The sequence below is a fragment of the Endozoicomonas sp. genome, from assembly GCF_051008435.1.
Lineage (GTDB): Bacteria > Pseudomonadota > Gammaproteobacteria > Pseudomonadales > Endozoicomonadaceae > Endozoicomonas_A.
This window is the reverse complement of record NZ_JBPCXO010000122.1, coordinates 1-22,214: the sequence shown is the minus strand read 5'-3', so window position 1 is coordinate 22,214 and position 22,214 is coordinate 1. Positions and strand designations below refer to the sequence as shown.

16 protein-coding genes and 1 pseudogene are annotated in these 22,214 nt (G+C 47.8%); 11 read left to right on the top strand and 6 right to left on the bottom strand.

The features are described from left to right. Positions 1-362: 362 nt before the first annotated feature. A complete protein-coding gene (locus ACR2PX_RS05715) occupies positions 363-1,760 on the bottom strand; it encodes an MBL fold metallo-hydrolase (protein WP_433998403.1) in 1,398 nt (465 codons plus the stop codon). A 360-nt stretch (positions 1,761-2,120) separates the two neighbouring features. Between ACR2PX_RS05715 and ACR2PX_RS05710 the strand changes: the two genes are divergently transcribed. After that, the gene (locus ACR2PX_RS05710) at positions 2,121-2,777 is read left to right on the top strand and encodes a TetR/AcrR family transcriptional regulator (protein ID WP_433998402.1); all 657 of its coding nucleotides are present in this window, start codon (positions 2,121-2,123) and stop codon (positions 2,775-2,777) included. Positions 2,778-2,830: 53 nt separating this feature from the next. Here ACR2PX_RS05710 and ACR2PX_RS05705 read toward each other — a convergent pair whose 3' ends face one another. Together ACR2PX_RS05705 and ACR2PX_RS05700 are read right to left on the bottom strand one after the other, a co-directional pair. Continuing rightward, positions 2,831-4,711 (bottom strand): autotransporter domain-containing protein, encoded by a 1,881-nt coding sequence (locus ACR2PX_RS05705; protein ID WP_433998401.1) that lies wholly within the window; start codon positions 4,709-4,711, stop codon positions 2,831-2,833. Between the two features lie 71 nt (positions 4,712-4,782). Continuing rightward, complete coding sequence (locus ACR2PX_RS05700; protein ID WP_433998400.1) at positions 4,783-6,618, bottom strand: autotransporter domain-containing protein; 1,836 nt, start codon at positions 6,616-6,618, stop codon at positions 4,783-4,785. Between the two features lie 320 nt (positions 6,619-6,938). Here ACR2PX_RS05700 and tcuA point away from each other — a divergent pair, with 320 nt between their 5' ends. The 9 genes from tcuA (at position 6,939) to ACR2PX_RS05655 (ending at position 17,503) form a co-directional block, all read left to right on the top strand. Then, positions 6,939-8,435, top strand: a complete 1,497-nt coding sequence (gene tcuA, locus ACR2PX_RS05695) for an FAD-dependent tricarballylate dehydrogenase TcuA (RefSeq protein ID WP_433998399.1) — start codon at positions 6,939-6,941, stop codon at positions 8,433-8,435. A gap of 109 nt (positions 8,436-8,544) precedes the next feature. After that, positions 8,545-9,516: a tRNA (adenosine(37)-N6)-dimethylallyltransferase MiaA gene (gene miaA / locus ACR2PX_RS05690; protein WP_433998398.1), complete on the top strand. Its 972-nt coding sequence runs from the start codon at positions 8,545-8,547 to the stop codon at positions 9,514-9,516. Positions 9,517-9,823: 307 nt separating this feature from the next. Next, on the top strand, positions 9,824-10,081 hold the full coding sequence (gene hfq, locus ACR2PX_RS05685; RefSeq protein ID WP_034836467.1) for an RNA chaperone Hfq: 258 nt from the start codon (positions 9,824-9,826) through the stop codon (positions 10,079-10,081). Positions 10,082-10,525: 444 nt separating this feature from the next. Then, a complete protein-coding gene (gene hflX / locus ACR2PX_RS05680; protein ID WP_433998397.1) occupies positions 10,526-11,815 on the top strand; it encodes a ribosome rescue GTPase HflX in 1,290 nt (429 codons plus the stop codon). Between the two features lie 428 nt (positions 11,816-12,243). After that, positions 12,244-13,428, top strand: a complete 1,185-nt coding sequence (hflK, locus tag ACR2PX_RS05675) for an FtsH protease activity modulator HflK (RefSeq protein WP_433998396.1) — start codon at positions 12,244-12,246, stop codon at positions 13,426-13,428. Beyond that, positions 13,425-14,303: a protease modulator HflC gene (gene hflC / locus ACR2PX_RS05670; protein WP_433998395.1), complete on the top strand. Its 879-nt coding sequence runs from the start codon at positions 13,425-13,427 to the stop codon at positions 14,301-14,303. Before hflK ends, hflC begins: the two co-directional genes overlap by 4 nt. A 227-nt stretch (positions 14,304-14,530) precedes the next feature. Next, positions 14,531-14,722, top strand: coding sequence for a DUF2065 domain-containing protein (locus ACR2PX_RS05665; protein WP_433998394.1), 192 nt, complete (start codon positions 14,531-14,533; stop codon positions 14,720-14,722). 185 nt (positions 14,723-14,907) lie between these two features. Further along, positions 14,908-16,092, top strand: a complete 1,185-nt coding sequence (locus ACR2PX_RS05660; protein ID WP_433998393.1) for an ATP phosphoribosyltransferase regulatory subunit — start codon at positions 14,908-14,910, stop codon at positions 16,090-16,092. 118 nt (positions 16,093-16,210) lie between these two features. Beyond that, positions 16,211-17,503, top strand: coding sequence for an adenylosuccinate synthase (locus ACR2PX_RS05655; RefSeq protein ID WP_433998392.1), 1,293 nt, complete (start codon positions 16,211-16,213; stop codon positions 17,501-17,503). A gap of 42 nt (positions 17,504-17,545) precedes the next feature. Here the strand turns inward: ACR2PX_RS05655 and ACR2PX_RS05650 are convergent. Further along, a pseudogene (locus ACR2PX_RS05650) lies at positions 17,546-18,216 on the bottom strand (OmpW/AlkL family protein). A 400-nt stretch (positions 18,217-18,616) separates the two neighbouring features. Between ACR2PX_RS05650 and rnr the strand changes: the two are divergent. Continuing rightward, positions 18,617-21,130 (top strand): ribonuclease R, encoded by a 2,514-nt coding sequence (rnr, locus tag ACR2PX_RS05645; RefSeq protein WP_433998391.1) that lies wholly within the window; start codon positions 18,617-18,619, stop codon positions 21,128-21,130. A gap of 212 nt (positions 21,131-21,342) precedes the next feature. Here the strand turns inward: rnr and tnpA are convergent, their stop codons facing one another. Together tnpA and ACR2PX_RS05635 are read right to left on the bottom strand one after the other, a co-directional pair. Continuing rightward, the gene (gene tnpA, locus ACR2PX_RS05640) at positions 21,343-21,777 is read right to left on the bottom strand and encodes an IS200/IS605 family transposase (protein ID WP_433998390.1); all 435 of its coding nucleotides are present in this window, start codon (positions 21,775-21,777) and stop codon (positions 21,343-21,345) included. A 329-nt stretch (positions 21,778-22,106) separates the two neighbouring features. Further along, a partial coding sequence (locus ACR2PX_RS05635; protein WP_433997355.1) for a zinc ribbon domain-containing protein occupies positions 22,107-22,214 on the bottom strand: 108 nt, incomplete at its 5' end.

The window sequence follows — 22,214 nt, the reverse complement described above, 5'->3', positions numbered from 1 at the left end:
AAAGAACGGCCCAATTATTCGATGAATTCGATTAAATAGGTCAACTATTCTCACGAATCCATCGAATAATTCGACTCGTTCTACTGAAATTTATGCTCGAAAGCATAAGTCCGACAGGCTCCTAGCTGCTTTCAGGATGGAAGAACAACAGAGTATTGCGATTAGCCCGTAACGGGTTTTCTATCGCAGAAGGCAAAGGGTTTCATGGCAAAGCGTGAACACATTAAATATTTTTTAAAAAAATAAATCTGTTAAGCATGGAGTCTAGCGGATAAATGTGAATTATGATTTTTATCTATAGGGAGGTAAAAGGGTGAACGACAGTCATCGTGGATGACGGCTGCCGTTCTTGCTTTATGGGCTTACAGAGCAGCTTTCGCTCTAGTGACCAGATCGTTCAGGAACATGGTTTCATAGTGGTTTACGTCATTAGCTCGATTTTTCATCGCGACCAGAACGTCGTATTTCAGTTTTTTATTCTGGTTATTATCGGGCTCAACAGATTCCACCATCTCAATGAAGTAGAGGGCTTTTTCCAAATCACCTGAGTCCAGATTGGATTGAGCTTTACTTATAATCGGATCAGTACTGCCTACCAGTTCAATCAGCTCTGGGTAGGTAGCTTGCACCGGGACACTGTACATTTCATTTGCTGTATCCATCTTGAACCAGCCAGTGTAAGCCTCCCAGATGCTTTTGATGCCCCAGGACAGCTTGCCATGAGCTTCGAACAGGTAGAGTTCTTCGGGCAGTTTAACTTCTTCCATCAGGGTATAAACATCTTTACCGGCGTTCATGCCTTCAATCACCGCATCGTCGACATACTGAACGGCGTCCCGGGTGCGGGTAATGGTTTTCTTGATATATTCCTTGCCCTTTACCGGATAGAAATGACTGGGGATGAGTATTTCAGGTTCCAGTTCCAGCATCAGATTTAAAGATTCAACATAAGGGCGGGTAAAGCGAGCCCGCTCACCCCGAATCGTCGTCAGGTTTGGCCACATACCAAACATGTGACCGAATACGTCACCGGTAAACAGAATCTTGCGCTCAGGCATCCAGACAGAAATGTTGTCATAACCTTCTGCACCGGGAGTATGGTAAACGACAAACTTCTGACCTCCGGCGGTGAACTCATAAGGTGCGCTGTCGATCACTACTTCAGCTTCAACAATCGGGTAGGCTTTCTGAATCAGCTTGGTGGTCAGTCCACCAAAGTCAGGCAGGTCGGGAACATCATTGGGGAAGAACAGTTTATTTTTGGGCATGACATGAGGGATCAGATCTTTCAGGTATTGCTGGTTAAACAGGAACTCCCTTTGGACAATCACCTCGGTATCGTCATTGGCAAATTCTTTAATGCCAGAATAGTGGTCAGCGTGAGCATGTGTCAGGACAATATGCGAGAAGGGGTTGCCATTAACCCGGTTCAATTTATCGGCCAGAGTATTTTTTTGCAGCGGACGACCAGCCAGGCCAGTATCAATCAGCACGTTACCTTCATCGGTTGCAACCATAACCGCATTAGCAGTGCCTCGAGCTTGATAGATGCCGTCGGCTATTTCAATGGCATCGGTGTATTCCCGGCCAAAGCCATCCAGATCTCTGGTTTTTGGCTGCCAGTCATAGGGCTGGTATATGGATTCTTTCTGCCCGTCTTCTGATGATACCTGAGATGTTGTAGTGGGCTCATCCGATCCACAGCCTGCCAGTCCAACGGCAACGCCCGCTGCCAGAACAGCGCGTAGTGCTTTTTTCATTATTATTGTCCACCTGCTTGGCTTTTTTAGGAGAAGGATTTGGTATTCAACCCTTTTGTCCTCAAGACCGCCCAGCATGGACTGCATCACCATGCTGGAAATTAAGACTTAAGACTTAAGTATTATATTGAACCATACAAAATGTGATGGTATTTGTAAACATCTGTTCAGCTGTTACGTTTGGAGCAGGTTGCATGGGTTCGTGTGACATTATCGTTTAGACGATTGGACTTCTGGATGTAAACTGCGGCTTTCGATATGAAAATGCAGTGGATGTCGCTTTGTTTTCATTTCTGATGGTCAGATAGCTTTAAGGCATGCAATGCTGGCTCGTTATTATCTGGAGAAAAGGAGTTGCCCGTGCGTCAGGATACCGCTGCAACCAAGGCTCGTATTATTGCCATTACCGAAAAACTGTTTGCTACCAAAGGGGTTGAAAACGTCACTCTGGCTGAGATTAATCAAAAGTCAGGCCAGAAGAATCGTTCGGCGCTGCAATATCACTTTGGCGGTAAAAAAGAGCTGATTGAAGCCATTATTCACAAGCACCTGGTCTGTATTGATGAGGATAGAAACCGGATTCTGGACGAATTTGAGCAACAGTCATCGGTATCAGGAAAGGATATTGCCAAAGCCATTGTTGTTCCTCTGGCAAACCGGTTGGACGCTAAAGGTGGACTCAGTTACATCAGGATTACGGCGCAATTGTTTGGTGACAGGAATTTTCCCTATCTGCATCAGGATGACATCGCCAGCCATTTTTCATCTGAACGACTATGGAAGTTTATGAGGAAAGCGGGGCTGGAGTTACCAGAGCCTTTGCTGTTCACTCGCACTGTGGTCATTCTCTCAACGTTGTTTAATGGATTGGCGAATTATGCCCAGATATCCGAGTTTGGCAAAAAACTGCCAGCAGGCGTTAACAATGATGTGTTTGTTCTGGATCTGATTGAAAGTGTAGAAGTATTACTGATGAAGCAGCCATCAGAAGAATTAAAGCAGCTTCTGCAACACTGACAGTGGGGCAAATGCTGCTAGTACTGACCATTCAGAGATAAGACTGACTGACCTTACAAAGACCAGGATATTCCGAGCTGAATAGCCTGATAGTCGGTCTGATACTCATCGGCCTTACTGAGCTGATAACTGCCGTAAATCTCAACATTGCTGCTCAGGGTGTGGCCCACTCTCATTTTCATTCGCCAGGCATCGTTGTTGCTGATATCTGCTGGCAGATAAGCCATACGTTGAATCATTTTTTGTCGAAGATGGATCGTTCTCACATCATCATTATCGAGATCCTTGTTGTAATCAATCTGTATCCCAAGGCGGGTTTTGTCATTAATAGCGTCCAGAAAAACACCTGCCGCCGCATTTTTGAAATCCAGTTCCTGATCCCCAAATACCATGGCGGTCAGGTTGTCTCCGGACTCGGTAAAGCCATCGGTTGATGATTTATGATAGCTGGCAGAAACAATGGGGCCTGCTTTGAGTTTTCCATTGTCATAGAGCGCATAGCCGGCATCCAGTGTTAAACCATAGAGTTTGCCTGAAGTGGAGCTGCTTTCCTTACGTGTCTGGGCTCCTAAATGGAAGCCACGCTTATTTTTGTAATCCAGGTCAAGGTAGTTCACTGCTGCATTGGAAAAGAATCTTTCCCGTTGGTAACTGGCAAAAAGGCTGCCACCGACACTGTCGGTTTTATAGTTGGACTGCTCAGGTTCATACCGGGCTTCTGCTCTCTGTATCGCCGCACCCAGTTTAAGCCCTTCCATCACTTGGTAGTGAAGGCCTGCCTGAATCACATAACCTTTGTTGTCATTGGTTTTCTTATCAACAGAATCATAAATCTGGTTTTCTATGCCAGCTCCGCCACCAAAGAAGGACCAGGTGCCTGGTTCCTGATCTTTCCAACGCTGTTGCGACAGTTCATTCAGAATGCTGCTATCCAGTGTGGTTGAGTGAGAGTCAGCAATTCTTGGCAGGCTGGCAATTTCAGTGGCACCCCTGATCGCCTGCAGAATATAGTCGCTGGCAATTCTATTCATGACACTGGTGCCGTGAAATCCGTCCCAGAAAACAGATTTCTGTGCATTGCCAGTGATGATTCTGGGAGGCTCATTAGGTGGGGCTACACAGGGAACACCAGGAGCCTTGTTAACCATACAGGTGATTGGGACATTCTGAGGCGTTAAATCGACAAAGCCAAAAGAAGCCGGATTTTGGGATATTTCTTTAAGCAGTCCATTCAGGTTTAGGAAAAGGATGTTAGCCTGGGATTTATGGAGTTCTTTGAGTAAAGCGTCGTTTATTTGATTGCTGGCAAGAGTCAGCTGAGCTCTGGAGTCCTTGAGAAGGTTTTCTCCTCCTGGTGTTTCTCCAACATCAGGTACATTCAAGATAATGATATAGCGAGCACCGAAGTTGTGTAGCGCATTGACGCTTTCGATGAGAGTCTGGGAAACATGAAGCGGTGTTCGTGATTTATTAACGATATCTTTTACATCATTGCCACCCCCCATCAACATGTAGATAGCTTTTCTGTCCGCCTGTCCCTGGTATTTCATGAAAAAGGTATTTTGTTTTTGAGCCTGAATCCAGGCCTTGGGGTCATCCGGAGTGTAGGGAGTATCTGACGTAACGGACAACAGAATTTCTTTGCTGGTATTGCCCGCTACGGCGTAATCATTGCCACCATCCATTGAAGGCCGAAGTTGAAGTTTTAAAGTGCTGGCTACGTTCTGAAGTGTGACTGTTTTATCAGTAAAAATAAGGGGCACTTCCATTCCCTTGAAAGGAACCTTGAGGTTTCCGATATCAGAAAGACTGTCTCCAAATCCGAAGAACTGACTGAAAAGCTCATCCGAATGGGCCTGAGACATGAGTATTGAGAAAAATGCAGCGGAAAGGGCTTTTAGCAAAGAGGGTTTGAAAGAAGGAGCAGCTTTCATAATAAACCTTTGTTTGCTTAATATTTTGTCTGGTGTTTTGTTCGTTGGACGTCAGGGGCGCTAAAAGGGGTTTATAAAGACCAGGAAATTCCCAGTTGAATCATCTGGTAATCGGTTTCGTGCTCGTCGGCTTTGGTGAACTGATAACTGCCGAATAACAAAACGTCGGGTGTCAGGTTATGACCCAGACGAAATTTCATTCGCCAGGCATCCTGTTTGGTGACATCAGCAGGGAGGTAGGCCATCCGGGTCATGGTTTTCTGGCGCAGATCGATATCTCTTACATCGTCGTTATCCAAATCCTTGTTGTAATCCAGTTGCAGACCCAAACGGTTCCTGGTGTTTTGCACATCGAGGAAAACTCCTCCGGCAACGGATTTGAAGTCGAGATCCTGATCGCCAAAAGCCATGGCAGTGGAACTGTTACCTGATTCGGAAAAGCCATCGGTAGTGGATTTGTGATAACTGCCAGTGAGAATAGGGCCTGCTCTCAAATTACCATCGTCGTATAGTGCGTAACCAGCATCCAAGACGATGCCATAGAGTTTGCCGCTGGTTGAGCTGCTTTCTCTTCTCTGTTGAGTGCCCAGATTAAAGCCACGCTTGTTGTGGTAATCGAGATTCAGGTAGCTGAGCGTGAGATCTGAAAAGAAACGTTCTCGGGTGAAGTTGGCAAAAGCGCTGCCACCCAGACTTTCGGTTTTATAGCTGGACGAGCCAGGTTCATATTTTGTTTCTGCCGTTTGCACCGCCGCTCCCAGATTGAACATCTCATTTAACTGATAGTGCAGCCCTGCTTGAACGACATAACCCCGGTTGTCATCGCTTTTATTATCCACTGGATTGTAGATCTGGTTTTCCATACCACCGACACTGCCGAAAAAGTTTAAAGTGCCGGGTTCTATGACATTCCAGCGATACAGGTTCAGCTCAGTCAATACGCTGTCATTCAGCAGGTTGCTGTGGGAAAAGCCGAGTCTTGGCAGGCTACCGATTTCTGTGGCACCACGAACAGCTTGAAGAATGTAGTCACTGGTTATTCTGTGCATAGTGCTGCTGGGATGAAGGCCGTCCCAGAATATTGACGTTTCCGGGTTATCAGTGATGGTTCTGTTTTCTCCCATGCCTCCGCAAGGAACAAAAATCAGGCCTTTAGTCATACAGGTTTTGTTGACTTGATCAGGTGGTAGATCCTTGAAACCGTACGTGGCTGGATCTTTTTGAACTTCCTGAAAAAGACGGTTTAAATTCAGTAGCAGAATGTTGTCGCTGGCTGATTCTATCTGAGTCTTGATATTAATATTCATGGCTATACTGGCAGCGGTGAGCTGGGGAGCCGTTCCCTCCAGGTAATTTGGCCCTCCAGGAGTATCTCCAACGTCAGGTACATTCAACATAATGATGTATCTTGCACCATAACCACTGAGTGACTTGGCGCTGTTGACCAGATTGGTTGCTACCTCTGACGGAGATCTTGCACCTGAGACAATATATTTCGCATCGTTCCCTCCACCGATCAGCATATAAAGAGCATTTTTATTGGCTGATCCTCCATAGCGCATAAAATATGTGTTTTGTGCTTCACCGGGACCATCGGGCATGTAAGGCGTTGGCGAGGTAACCGATGCGTAGATCTCCTTGCCAGTATTACCTCCCACGGCAAAATTATTTCCTCCTTTCATAGAGGGTGTCATGGGATAACCCAAAGCAGCTGCCACATTTTCAACTGCAACGGTTTTGTCAGAGAAAACAAGGCCCAGGTTCCCCGTATCCGACAGACTGTCTCCGAAGCTGTAAGCAGCTTTATAGAGAGGGTTGGCTGCTATAGCCGTTGATGACAATACTCCGGCAATAGCGAGCGCTATTACTTTCAAACCGGAAGCATGGAAAGGCAGAACATCTTTCATGATTGGACCTTACTCTGACTGGCTCTATGGCAATAGAGTCTGCTAAAGGTTGTCTGAGTGCTCAGATCAAAATAGCAGTAAGTATGGTCAATATATTTTGACTAGGCGGATTAAAGTGAAAAAAATCACTTCCTGTCAGCTGCATGAAGGGATCCAGACTCTCGGGTTTTGAATAATGATGTTTTTTATTTGTTTGCCCAAAGTCGTTTAATTTGTTGGTTTTCGAATTTAGCTTATTCTCTATCTAAGCTGCCCTGCAGCTATTGTTCTATTTTTCCCGTTTTCTCCAACTTCAAAAATGCCGTTAGTAATACTTTGCTATGAAGATTGAATATGAGAAAAACCGCAGACCGGGCACCGTGATTGTTGCCGGTACAGGTAATGCAGCGTTGAGTGCTGCTATTGCTGCCAGAGAAAAAGGGGCTATTGTCAGAGTGTTTGACATGGCTGACTATGCCAACAGGGGAGGCAACAGCCGTCTGACTGCTGCTGTGCTCAGAATTGCCCTAAATGCTCCTGACAAAGTAGAACAGCTGATTCAGAAGTCACTGTCCCATAACGTTGAAATAGAACCTTATGGCCCAGATCGCTATTTTTCCGAAGCTACAGCTTCAGGCAAGGTCGATGAGCAACTGATCAGATGGATCGTTCAAAACAGTCATTCCACGATGCTATGGCTGGTTCAACATGGCGTTGAACTGGAGTTATCTGACCATACGTATTCCACAGCAGCTCGCAGTGGTCAGCAAATATACAGTGGTGGTCTTATTCTTCAAGCCAGGGGCGAAGGAGAAGGATTGATTAACGCAGAACTTCGAATTCTGGACGATATGGGAGGAATGGTTCAATACGAAAGCCGAGTAGTGGATCTGATTCGCTCTGATCAAAGTGGTGCTGTGATAGGCGCTTGCATAGAAGATGCTCATGGGAAGCAATGGCGAGAGTACGGAAAAGTTATCCTGGGTTCAGGAGGCTTTGAGTCAAACAGAGAGATGGTCAAAGAACATCTGGGAGAGCTGTTTGCAGGGCTAAAACAGAGGTGTGTGCGCTTTAACACCGGCTTGATGATTCAGAAGTCTCTGGCTATTGGAGCCAGGCCTTATGGCCACTGGCAGGGTTGTCACTGCTCACCCATTGATGTTAATGCACCGTCATCGGCTGATCCGACCATCAAGGAACTCACCAACAGGATCAGTTTTATTGCCGGTATCGTCGTTAACAGGGAAGGAAAGCGTTTTACGGATGAAGGCGTCAATTACCCTCCCAAGTGTTATGTCGGGGTGGCTCTGGATACCGTGCATCAAACGGATCAGATGGGTTTTCAGATTTTTGATCAGAAAGGTATTCCCTACCTGGACAACTATTACAGTGCTCATGGTTCGACCCGAAGAGAGGCCATGACCCTGCAGGAACTGGCAAGAAAATCAGGTATCGATCCCAGCAATCTTATTAAAACAGTTGAAGCGTTTAACAACGCTTGTCGTAAATACAGTCATCTTGATTATACATTTGAGACTCTGGATCACTGCCAAACCGATGGACTGACTCCTCCCAAGTCAAACTGGGCAAGACCTGTAGAGGAGCCTCCTTATGTGGTCTACCCCTATACAGCAGGTATCACTTATACCTTTGGTGGACTGAAAGTGAATCAGCATGCACAGGTGCTGGATTGTCATGACCAGGTCATTGAAGGGCTTTACGCCTGCGGAGAAGCGGTTGGCGGCGTCAATCATATGCCTTTTTATATTGCTGGTCAGGGGCTGGTGAAAGGAGCCGTAACAGGGATGTATGCAGGACATCATGCCGCGATGAGTTAAACAGGATGGAACTCTTTCATAAGTTTTTGGTCTATTGCTTTTTATACCGGGAGTGCTTCAGGTACACTCAGCTCCCCGTTTTTTCTGATAACGTTTTATTTTTCTGGTTATGGCATCCGATCCGAGTACACAGACTGCTGCTTTTGAAGAAAAACTGCCTCCGGCTATTTTTCTGATGGGACCTACTGCATCCGGTAAAACAGATCTGGCTATTCAGCTGGCTGATAGATTGCCCTGTGAACTGATCAGCGTTGATTCTGCGCTGGTCTACAAAGGCATGGATATAGGGACGGCCAAACCCTCTGCAGAAGAGTTAGCGCGGGCTCCTCATCGATTGATTGATATTCGTGATCCTTCCGAACCTTATTCTGCAGCAGACTTCCGTAAGGATGCTCTCAGAGAAATGACGGAAATTACTAATAAGGGAAAAATACCTCTACTTGTGGGAGGTACCATGCTCTATTTTAAGGCGCTTCGAGATGGGCTGGCGACTCTGCCGGCGGCTGATTCTGAAATCAGGGAAGCGTTGACAAAAAGAGCTCAGTCCGAGGGCTGGCAGGCACTTCATGAAGAGCTGCAAACGGTTGATCCTGAAGCCGCTCTTCGTATCAAAGCAACGGATACTCAACGTTTGCAAAGAGCTTTGGAAGTCTATCATGCGACAGGTAAAGCGCTCTCACAGTGGCATCGAGAGCAGGAAGCCAGTCGTTTGCCTTATAATGTAGTGAATCTGGCCATTGCTCCCAAAGACCGCTCAGTTCTCCATCAGAGGATCGAAACTCGCTTCAAGCTTATGCTGGAAGGGCATTTCGTCGATGAAGTGAGAGACCTGTATGAGCGGGGTGATCTGGATATTTCACTGCCTTCCATCAGAGCAGTTGGGTATCGCCAGGTTTGGGGGTATCTTGAAGGAGAGATAGACTATTCCACCCTGGTGGAAAAAGGTGTGATAGCCACCCGGCAGCTGGCTAAGCGGCAGTTGACCTGGCTAAGAAGCTGGCCAAAGGTTCACTGGCTGGACAGCTTGTCAGAAAACCGGGTAGAAGATGCCTTGAAATGGCTGAATCCCGTCCTTATATAAGGGATAATAAGCGAGTGATTTCTGTACGAGTCTCCTGACCTCGGCTTTGTATTGGTTATAAGCATTGGCAAAGTGCATTGGAAAAGACTGGTACGTGAGCACCTGCAATAGTTTCTGCAGGTCCGGCATGAGTAGCTAGTATTACCTATTGATGGCAGTGTAGGGCATCGCTTACTGTTGCCCAGCTAAATTTCTGGGCTGTACACAGATTGAACAATCAGGTACTGGCGCTGCCGGTCAAACGAATAGCCCACCTAGAAGTGAACAAAGGCTATTCAAAACCCGAGAATTAATAAGGAGTACAGAAATGTCAAAAGGGCATTCTCTACAAGACCCTTACCTTAACGTGCTGCGTAAAGAGCGCGTGCCAGTTTCCATTTATCTGGTAAACGGCATTAAACTCCAGGGGCAGATCGAATCTTTCGATCAGTTCGTAATCCTTCTGAAAAACACTGTTAGCCAGATGGTTTACAAGCACGCAGTATCAACTGTAGTGCCAAGCCGTCCGGTACGCCTGCCTATGCAGGGTCAGGAAGGCATGGCTGAGCACGACGAGCAAGAATAACTTTTTGCTGGTTGACTGAAAGGCGCTTTATAGCGCCTTTTGGCGTTTATGAGTTTTATAAATCAGTCATAAGCGACAGAAGTGATTTTTGACGCCCTTCGAGGGTGAAAAAAAATCACAGTAAAAAACAGCTGTGTAGAACAATAACCGGGCAGTATACTGTTACACTGGCAGTCTGTTTTTGGTTATCTATTCAGGCCGTCCTAAGATCACCCTGTTCTGTGAATCCTTTGATCTACAGAAGCAGTTAGCAGCCATGAGATGAAAGTTGTCGTCCTGCTGTATGCAGCCTGAGGCTTAAATCATCCAAGAAGGACGTCTGGTTCATGGTAAATGATCCCCTAGCGAAAGAAAAATAGCGGCACGGTTGATATTGAAAATATCAGTGCCTGGTGTTTTTCATGGCAAGTCCATCGCGAAAGAAAATAATCCCAGGAGTTCTGTTTGTTTTTTGAGCGCCATGAAGGTGGTGAAAGTGCAGTCCTTGTTCATCCGGAAGTGAGTGATGACAAGGAACGGGAAGATCCACAGGAATTTATGGAGCTGGTTCGTTCCGCTGGTGTTGAAACCCTCGCTTTTATCACGGTGAATGTCCGATCCCCCTCACCCCGTTATTTTGTCGGCCCCGGCAAAGTTGAAGAAATTCGTCAATCTGTGTTGCAGCACAAAGCCGAAGTCGTTCTGTTTAATCACGCTTTGTCACCCAGTCAGGCCAGAAATCTTGAAAAAGAGCTAGAGTGTCGTGTAATTGACCGCACTGGCCTGATTCTGGATATTTTTGCCCAGCGTGCCAGAACCTTTGAAGGTAAGCTGCAGGTAGAGCTGGCCCAGCTTCAGTATATGAGCACACGACTGATTCGTGGCTGGACTCACCTGGAAAGACAGAAGGGGGGTATAGGCCTTCGGGGACCGGGTGAAACACAGCTGGAAACAGACCGCAGACTGCTTCGGGCAAGAATCAAAAGTATTACCCGTCGACTGGAAAAAGTCCGTAAGCAGCGTGATCAGGGGCGTCGTTCCCGAAAGCGGGCAGAAGTGCCTCAGGTTTCTCTTGTGGGCTACACCAATGCGGGCAAGTCAACGTTGTTCAACAGCATGACACAGTCCGATGTTTATGCTCAGGATCAGTTGTTCGCAACACTGGATCCAACGTTAAGACGACTGGATCTCTCTGATCTGGGGCCGGTTATTCTGGCCGATACTGTTGGATTTATCCGTCACTTACCCCATAAACTGGTAGAGGCCTTTCGGGCTACTCTGGAAGAAACCCGTCAGGCTGACCTGTTGTTGCATGTGATCGATGCCCACGATCCTGAACGTCTGGACAATATCAAGGAAGTGCATGCAGTTCTGAAAGAAATCGATGCCAATGATGTTCCAACATTACAGATCTATAACAAGATCGATCTGTTGGCCGAAGTTGAGCCAAAGATCCAGCGTGATGATGATGGCCAGCCCGAACGGGTCTGGGTCTCCGCTAAAAGCGGTGCCGGTCTGGAGTTAATTGAGCAGGCCATCACCGAGTTGCTGGGCGATGATATGATTCAGGGGCGTTTGCAGCTCCAGGCAGCTCAGGGAAAAGTTCGGGCACGTTTGTATCAAATGGGAGCCATCCAGTCAGAAGGGTATTCTGATAGTGGTGAGCTACTGCTTGATATCCGTATGCCCAGAAGTGACTTTGAACGAGTGGCTAAACAGGAAGGATTGCAGGCGGATTGCCTGAGAGTAGGGTAAGATGGTAGCTGTTTTATGGCTACTAAGGTGTCAGGAAGTTGCGGCGATTACTAATATGGGCTTGCACTTCCTGCTGTCCAAACTCTACAATCTGGCCTAGAACGACATATTAGCCTTGGTCCGTCGCCGAAAGTCGTGGTGTCTGAAAAGTGCTGAATATTTCCTGTCCCAGTCGGTCCCCAAGGTGGCGTGATCGGGACATTCTGGCAGAGACGCCATGCCTGGTCGGGCAAGGTCACGTTCATGGATCTGTCTGGCCGATCGCCTTATAGATTTTCTTTTGAATGTTGTAAAAAGAATCATTCTGCCGTTATGGTGAGGATCAGTTTTTACAGCAAATTAGTTTGCTCACAGAGCCAGTTTGGACGATGCAAGTCCTGACGCACCAGCTGGGCAGTGAATTCGTTACTGACTCTACGGAGACATATATGGCCTGGAACGAGCCGGGTGGAAACAGCCAGGATCCATGGGGTAGTGGGAATAATAAGGGTGGTGGCAAAAACCAAGGGCCACCTGACCTGGATGAAGCATTTCGCAAGCTGCAGGATAAGCTGAACTCTATGTTCGGTGGTGGCAAGAGCGGAGGTAATTCAGGTGGCGGGAGCAGTGACTCCGGTGGTTCCTCTTCAGGAATGTTTATCGGAATCATTGTTCTGGCAATTGTCGCTTATCTATGGAACGCAGTGTACACCGTTGATGAAAAGGATCGTGCTGTTATTCTGCGCTTCGGCGTCTATACCGAGACCGTTGGTCCTGGTCTGCACATGTACTTTCCACCGATTGAATCCAAATATCAGGAAAAGGTGACGGAACTTCGTACCTATAACCTGAGACAGCATATGTTGACGGAAGACGAGAACATTGTAGAAGTGTCCATGTCGGTCCAGTACAACATTGATGATGTCAAAAAGTATGTTTTGAATGTTGCCAAGCCGCTGATGAGTCTTGAACAGGCTACCCAGAGTGCTCTGCGTCATGTGGTTGGTAGTTCTGAAATGTATCAGGTGCTGACTCAGGGTCGTGAGATAATGGGTCAGGAAGTTCGTAAGCGTCTGCAGGATTATCAGGACAATTACGGTACGGGTCTGCGTATTGGCAAGGTCAACATTGAAAGTGCACAGCCTCCCAAAGAGGTTCAGGCTGCATTTGATGATGTAATCCGTGCCCGTGAAGACGAGCAACGTGCCAAGAACAAAGCAGAAGCTTACGCAAACAAGATTATTCCTGAAGCTCGTGGTAAAGCACAGCGTACCATTGAGGAGGCTAATGCCTATCGCGATGAAGCTATTGCAAGAGCGGAAGGTGAGTCTCAGCGTTTCATCAAGCTGTTGACAGAATATCACCGGGCGCCAGATGTTACCCGTGAGCGTTTGTACATTGAAACCGTACAGAGTGTGCTCAGCAATACCAGCAAGGTGCTGGTGGATGTTAAGGGTGGAAACAACATGATGTATCTGCCTTTGGATCGTTTGACTCAGGGCAAATCTTCCATGCCATCTGGACAGTCTGCAGAGCTGAACAGTCAGGATCTGACAGATATCAGTAACAGGGTTGCCGAGGAGTTAAACAAGCGTGTGAACAGTGCGCGTAGCAGTGGGAGGATTGGACGATGAGTCAGAAAGGTTTTTCAGCTCTGATCGTTGCTCTGGTTATTCTGATTGTTGGCTGGGGTAGCCTGTTTGTCATCAATGAGCGCGAACGTGCTGTCCAGCTTCGGTTTGGTCAGTTGGTGGGTGCAGACCTCAAACCGGGCCTTCACTTTAAATTCCCATTTGTGGATAACGTACGTATTTTTGATGCCCGTCTTCAGCATCTGGAAGTGCCTTCTGAGCGTTTCCTGACTCTGGAGCAAAAAGCTGTAATTGTGGACTCTTACATCAAGTGGCGTATTGCTGATGTTGCCAAGTTCTACAGAGCTACAGCCGGTGACATCTATCGTGCCAACACGCTGTTGTCCCAGCGTGCTGAATCCAGAATGCGTAACAAGTTCGGTGGCTTGACCTTGAATGAAGTGGTGTCTGGTCAGCGTGACAAGCTGATGAATGATATCACCAGCAACCTTGACCGAGTGGCTCGTGAAGAGCTGGGTGTCACTGTTGTGGATGTTCGGGTTAAGAAGGTTGACCTTCCACCGCAGGTGAGTGATTCCGTGTTCGAACGTATGTCATCTGAGCGTGAGAAAGAAGCTCAGGAATACCGTTCAAAAGGTCAGGAAATGGCTGAAGGTATTCGCGCTAACGCCGACCGTGAGCAGCGTATAATTCAGGCTGATGCTTATAAAGAGGCAGAAATTGTTCGAGGTGATGGTGATGCGAAGGCTGCAGATGTGTATGCCAAAGCTTACCGCCAGGATCCTGAGTTCTATGCCTTCACCCGTAGCCTTAAGGCTTACGAGGAGTCCTTTAGCAGCACTGGCGATATACTGTTGCTGGAGCCTGACAATGACTTCTTCAATTACCTGAACAACAAATCAGGTAGTAAGAAGTAATTGGTCAAAATCTGAAAATGCCACCATTAGGTGGCATTTTTTTTGCCGGACATGATTCTGTAGAAGTGCTGTACAACGGAAACAGAGCAAATGTCCCAACCGGCTGATCAGAAACTGATAAATAATCGGTAGCTGGCCGTGAACTCTGCTTCAGCCGGTGGTATGATACCGCAAACCGGGTTCTGCCCGGTTTTTTTGTGTGCCTGCTTGCTTTGTGGAGTCACCCTGTGGATTTGTTGCAACACTTGGGCATAGCCTTCAGCCTGATGCTGATACTGGAAGGCGTACTGCCTTTTTTGTACCCCCAGCGCTGGCGCAATATGGTCACAAAACTGTCAGAGATTAATAACCGGCAACTGCGTATCGCAGGCTTGTGCAGCATGCTGGTGGGACTCATTATTCTGAGCATGCTCACATAATGAGGTCATATTGATGGGGAAAAATATTTGGCTGTACTGTATCCCTTGAACCCAATCGGTCATTAAATCCGGTTTGATTCCTGGAGTGGCGCCAAATATTTTTCTTTCGCTGTAGACTTTTCTATCGCTGTGGACTTTTCTATCGCTGTGGCACTAGTGGTAAGAGCGAAAACAAGAGGGCTGTGATGACTGTAGCAGATCGCTGGTTGTTACCAGATGGTATTGAGGAAATCCTGGCACCAAGAGCGCGCCAGGCAGAAATGCTGCGTCGTGAGATGTTGGATTTATTCGATCGCTGGGGCTATGACCTGGTCATTCCACCTCATCTGGAATTCATGGAGTCACTGACCGCTGGTGTGGGTCATGATCTGGAGTTACAGACGTTTAAAGTAACGGACCAGCATACAGGCAGAACGATGGGACTGAGGGCGGACACAACGCCAGCGGTTGCCAGAATTGATGCTCATACCCTGAAAGAAGAAGGGCCAGTTCGTCTTTGCTACGCGGGCAGTGTTTTCCATACTCGCCCTGCATCACTGGGTGCTTCAAGATCACCTATTCAGCTTGGCGCTGAACTGTATGGGCATGCTGGAGCAGAGAGTGACATAGAAGTTATTTCTCTGATGCTGGAAACACTGGCGGCAGTGGGTATTGAGTCACCGAACCTCGACTTGGGGCATGTCCAGATTTACCGCTCTCTGGTGGAGTACGCTGGCTTGAATGAAGGTCAGGAACAGAAGCTGTTTGATGCTCTGCAGAGAAAAGCTGCGTGCGAAGTTTCTGAGTTACTGGCCAGCTGGCAGATCTGCTCAGCCACAGCAGATATGTTTAAAGCACTCACTACTCTGGCAGGAAATGCCAGTGTAGTGAGTGATGCTCGTGCGTTGCTTAAAAAAGCACCGGAAGCTGTTTTCAATGCACTCGATCAGCTGGAAATGATTGCCGGCAAAGTCGCAGAGCTTTACCCGTCGGCTAACCTCTATCTCGATATTGGTGAGCTGCGTGGCTATAACTATCATACAGGCGTCGTGTTTGCAGCCTATGTTCCGGGACAGGGACAGGCGATAGCCAAAGGTGGTCGATACGACGGCATTGGACGAGTTTTTGGTAGAGCTCGTCCTGCTACGGGTTTCAGTACAGATCTGAAAACATTAGTTGAGCTGAAGGCTCTTCTGGATCTGAAAGCTGAAGCCAGTGAAGAACGAATGATGATATTTGCTCCTGTTGATGCTGATCCTGCCGTTGTGCAGAAGCTGCGTCGCCAGGGACAACGGGTAGTTTGCCAACTGCCTGAACAAGAGACAGACGCTGCGGGCACGGGTTGCGACCGGCAGCTGGTCTGCCGTGACGGAGAATGGTTGGTAGTCTAGGTTTCTACCTGACTACCCGCCTCCGGCCTGTCACAGATGCATGAGAGTCGGTTCAGAAAATGTCTTGAACCGCACTTTGTCATGTCTGTTTATTTTGGAAAGTAAGAGACCGTTTACCATGGGTAAGACTGTTGTCGTACTGGGCACTCAATGGGGTGACGAAGGTAAGGGCAAAATCGTTGATCTGCTCACAGAGCAGGCAGAAGCGGTTGTGCGCTTCCAGGGCGGCCATAACGCCGGCCACACACTGGTGATTGACGGTGAAAAAACCGTTCTGCACCTGATTCCTTCCGGTATTCTGCGTGAAGGCGTCGTATGCTACATCGGTAATGGCGTAGTACTGTCTCCGGAAGCTCTGCTGAAAGAGATCCACAAGCTGGAAGAGGGCGGAGTCCCTGTACGTGAACGTCTGCGTATCAGTCCATCCTGCCCGCTGATTCTTCCCTATCACGTTGCCCTGGATCAGGCTCGTGAAGTTGCTCGTGGCAAAGAAAAAATTGGTACTACAGGTCGTGGTATTGGTCCTGCATACGAAGACAAGGTGGCTCGTCGTGGCCTCCGTGTCGCTGATCTTCTGCACCCTGAGCGTTTTGCCCAGAAGCTGAAAGAAGTGATGGAATACCATAACTTCGCTCTGGAGCATTTCTACAAGGCTGATACCGTTGATTTCCAGAAGACTCTGGATGAAGCACTGGCCATAGGTGAGCAGATCAAGCCAATGATTGAGCGTGTTACCGACAAGGTTCACGAGCATCACGGCAAGGGTGACAACATCCTGTTTGAAGGCGCACAGGGCTCTCTGTTGGATATTGACCACGGAACCTACCCGTTTGTGACTTCTTCCAATACTACTGCGGGTGGCGTTTCTACCGGTAGTGGCTTTGGTCCTCTGTACCTGGACTACGTTCTGGGTATCACCAAGGCTTACACGACTCGTGTCGGTTCTGGTCCTTTCCCGACCGAACTGTTTGACGATGTCGGTATGCACCTGGCTAAGAAAGGTAACGAGTTTGGCGCCACTACTGGCCGTCCTCGTCGTTGCGGTTGGTTTGATGCTATTGCTCTGCGTCAGGCTGTACAGATCAACTCTGTGTCTGGTCTTTGCCTGACCAAGCTGGACGTTCTGGACGGTCTGGAAACCATCAAGATCTGTACGGGTTACAAGAATGCTCAGGGTGAGTCCATCACTACCCCTGTGGATGCTGAAGAGTACGAAGAAATTCAGCCGGTTTACGAAGAAGTAGCTGGCTGGAGTGAATCTACTTTCGGTGCCAAGAACCTGGACGATCTGCCTGAAAATGCCCGTGCCTACATCCGTCGTCTGGAAGAAGTGGTGGGAACACCTATCCACATCGTTTCTACCGGCCCGGATCGTGTAGAAACCATCATTCTGGAACAGCCTTTCGGTTGATTCATGATCCCGCCAGGTTCACTGGCGGGGATTTTCTCTCAATCAGAACTTGTAAGAAACACCGGCCATATAAACCAGTGGATCCAGTTCTGCATCCAGCTTGTAGCGGTTTCCTGCATTATCCTTAAACTTCGCTGTCGTATTGATATCCATATACCATACAGCGGCATTGATGGCCCAGTTCTCGTTCAGGCGATAATCAAAGCCCAGTTGCCACTCAGGCCCAGTGAGCTGTCCAGCTCCAGATCTCTGAAGGTATCACTGGCAGAGCCTTTGAAATCTTCACTGAAGAAAACGGTGTAATTCACACCAAGCCCCAGATAAGGCTGGAACTTTGAGTTCTTTTCCATCAGATAGTATTGCAGGCTGACGGTAGGCGGCAGGTGTTTAACTTCGGCAAAATCCCCCAATCCTGCCAGATTACCTTTGCCTGTCAGCGTGTGCTGGAACGGTGTAGCGGCCAGCAGTTCAACGCCGAATTTATCCGATAGCATATAAGTGAAGGAGAGGCCCAGCTGGGTGTCATTATTGACATCAGCCGTCGCATTCTTGTCCTCAACGCCATTAGTTTTCAGACCTCCGCTGTCTACGTCAGTCTGAACGCTGGCTACTCCGCCTCGGAAAATAAAATCTCCGGCCTCATAAGCCTGAGCAGATGTAGCAGAAACAGCAACAGCTGCAGCAATAGCCAATGAGAGAACGTTTCTGTTCATGATGGTCCCTTATGTGTGGGTGTAGAAGGGTTTTTCTTTATAATTATTAATATATTAATTAGTTGTTGGGGTTGAAATATTGATTTGGATCAATGCATGACCTTGCGTCTCAACGCATATGCGGTAGGAATTTTATTGCAACTGTGGGCATACTAGGCAAAGATGCGCGACAGGAGCCTGCCAGACTTAAGACAATTTCGGCCTGAAATCCAGAAACAGCGGCCAGTTTTTTCGTTGGACTTGCTTGAATAGGTTGGCTATTCGCACAAGTCCAACGAAAAAACTGACTCGCTCTACTGAATTTCATGCTAGAAAGCATAAGTCAGGCAGGCTCCTATGCCCATATAGGGTTACACTGCATATAGAAAATTATTTGATCACCGAGAGGTTTATAGGCCCCATGCCCAAAAAAGGGTGGAAAGAACTGGACTCCCAGGCTGCCGATGAAGCGGCCCGCTACGACAATCCTATTCCCAGTCGTCTGTTTATCATGGAAACCCTGGAAAAGCGGGGAGCACCGGCGAGCCATAAAGTATTGTGTGGTGAGCTGAATGTGACCGTGCCTGAGCAGCAGGAGGCCCTCTTATTCCGCCTGAAAGCTATGATTCGTGACGGTCAATTATTGGAAACCCGCAAGGGAACCTATGGCCTTCTGAGTAAAATGGATCTAGTCAAAGGGCGCATTCAGGGTAATAAGGACGGCTATGGTTTCCTTATTCCTGATGAAGGCGGGGAAGACTATTACCTCTCCTGGCGTGAAATGCGCAAGGCGTTTGACGGTGACCGGGCGGTTGTTCGTGAGACAGGTGTTGACCGAAAAGGGCGTCGGGAAGGGCAGATTGTTGAGGTTATTGAGCGCAATACCACACAACTGGTGGGTCGCTTTTACATGGAGAACGACAATGTCTTTGTCGTGCCTGAAAACTCCAGAATTGACCGCGAAATTCTCATCAAGCCAGGCCCTTTAATGCCCAGCCATGGACAATATGTTCTGGTTGAATTGCTTGAACAGCCGGGCAGACGAGTGCAGCCGTTAGGTTTGATCAAGGAAGTGCTGGGAGAACGTCAGGATGCTGGCATGGAAGTTGATGTGGCGGTTCGTACCCACGATATTCCCCATGAGTGGCCTCCTGAAGTGGAAGAGCAGGTCGCCAAGTTCAAGCCAGAAGTCGCTGAACAGGATAAGAAGAACCGTGTTGATCTGAGAGAAACACCTTTCGTCACTATTGATGGTGAAGATGCCCGCGACTTTGATGATGCCGTCTACTGCGAAACCAAGAAAAGCGGCGGCTGGCGTTTATTTGTAGCGATTGCTGATGTCTCTCATTACGTGAAACCAGGCACTGCGCTGGATAAGGAAGCTTATAACCGGGGGACCTCTGTCTACTTCCCCGGGCATGTGATTCCGATGCTGCCTGAAATCCTGTCTAATGGTCTTTGTTCCTTGAATCCGGATGTAGATCGTCTTGCCATGGTCTGTGAGATGACCATCAGCTCTATAGGTAAGATTTCTGGCTACAAATTCTATGAAGGTCTGATTCGCTCCCATGCCCGCCTGACTTATACCCAGGTCTGGGAGATGTTGTCTCAGCCTCTCAGTGAAGAAGGCAAGGTTCTGCGCAGGGAAAGAAAAGCCCTGGTTCCTGATCTCGAAAACCTTTATGACCTGTTCAAGACACTGAAAAGTATTCGCTCCGAAAGGGGCACGATCGATTTTGAAACCGTTGAAACCCAGATTGTCTTTGGCCGCAATCGCAAGATTGAAAAAATCATTCCAGCCGCTCGAAATGATGCCCACAAGCTCATTGAAGAGTGCATGCTTTGTGCCAATGTCTGTGCTGCTAAATTTCTGGATAAACACAAAATTCCAGGGCTTTACCGGGTCCACGAAGGGCCAACTATGGAGAAGCGGCTCAACCTGAACAGCTTTATTGCCAGCCTTGGATTGTCCCTGCCTGCAGGCAAGCTAAAGCCTGCTCATTTTCAGGCGCTTCTGGAATCGGTAAAAGACCGTCCGGATTACAAGGTGATTCAGACAGTGGTCCTGCGTTCAATGAGTCAGGCTGTCTACACCTCTGACAACCAGGGGCACTTCGGTTTGGCTTTTGAAGAGTATGCGCACTTCACATCGCCGATTCGCCGTTATCCAGATCTGCTGGTACATCGGGCTATTCGCCATATTATTCGTTCCTCTGTTGAAACCCGACATGTAGCTCGTGTGGGTGCCAGGGATATGAATAAAAAGACGATTTACCCCTATGATGGCAATGAAGTGCTGGCCATGGGTGAGCACTGCTCTGCCACTGAGCGCCGGGCGGACGAAGCGACTCGCGACGCTATGGACTGGCTGAAGTGCGAGTATATGCAGCAGCATATCGGGCAGACGTACCCAGGCGTTATTGCCTCGGTCACAGGGTTTGGTTTGTTTGTTGCTCTGGATGATATCTTTGTAGAAGGTCTGGTACACGTCACCAGTCTTCCAGGTGATTATTATCACTATGATCCCGTCCATCATCGTCTGGTGGGTGAGAGAACCGGTAGAAGCTATCGTTTGGGTGATGATATTGAGGTCATCGTTGCCAGCGTCAATCTGGATGATCAGAAAATTGATTTTTCATTATCCACAGAGGGTGCACTGAAACCTGCACGTTCTCGAAAGTCTCGCAAAAGCCCTTCTAAGGGTGGTAAGCAGTTAGCCAATGTAACCAAAAGCCGGGCAGCAAAAAGAGCTTTGCTGGATGCTGCAAAGTTTGAAGAGTCAGGCAAGCAGTCAGATAAAAAGAAAAAAACCACCCGTAAGCAGAAGGCGAAAGCCAAAACCAAAACCACTCGAAAGAAGACCGAAAAGACTTCAGAAAAACCTGCAGCCAGTAAGCCAACGGGCAGGCAGCCACGAAAGAGAAAGGCCAAGTGATAGAACGTTAAGTATTTTCTTGCCTACCATGTTTCTGGCTTGAATCAACATCTACTGTGAACTGAGGGCTGTATGTTTCATACAGCCCATTTTGTATCAGTAGTAAAGAATCCACGTTCTTAGAACGTGGTTTTGCTTTTAGCCCCCTCAAAGGGGGCTGAGACCGCCAGCCCTCATAGAAGGCTGGTGAGAGTTGACCCTAAATTGAAAGGCTATTTTCTAAACTCTATCTCCTGCTGGAGACGCTCTTTCTTCTCTTGATACTTCACATATTTACGTATCATTTCTGCATCCACTCCGACGGTATCTACACAGTAACCCTTGACCCAAAAATGGTTTCCCCAATAAGGCTTTTTCTTCAAATACGGAAATCTTGTGAATAGCCTCAGGGCCGAGCGTCCTTTTACCGTTCCCATTAGTTTCGAAATCGAAACCTTGGGAGGCACTTTAACCAGCAAATGTACATGATCTCCTTGAATATTCAGCTCTACAATCTTGCATTCAAGCTGACTACAAAACACTTGGATACTGTTATGTAGATCAGCTTTCACTGCACCGGTTAGAACTCGAAATCTGTACTTTGGCACCCAAATAATATGATATTGGCAATGCCAGATGACATGCGTTAGTTTTTCAAATCTACTCATGTTACTTCCTATCTCTAGTAGTCGTGGGGACAACTCAGAGATAAGGAGTAGCATGGGTAGTTCATGGCAGGCAGAGCCAACCATTCATGACCACGTCCATAGGACGTGGGTTTTCACGATGCACTAAATATTAATGCTCTGGGGAATCTGGCTTGGCAGCAGATAGGGATAAACCAGCGCTCTTCTTTTGTTCTGCTCATTGATCATGGATTCAATATTTTTCAGTCTTTCCCTGAATTTTTCCAGCGGACCGCTAGCTTCTATGACTCGCGGATCCTGAAAAATCGGGGCATAGGGGTCTTTGTTGTCGTATTGACATCCTCCCCGCCCTAAAGGACGGGGATTCCTACAGCTAGACGGTCATGCCCGACCGCAAGAATGTTTCTTGCTGCGTTTACGTCACGCAGATGTTCAGCTCCGCACTCTGAACAGACCCA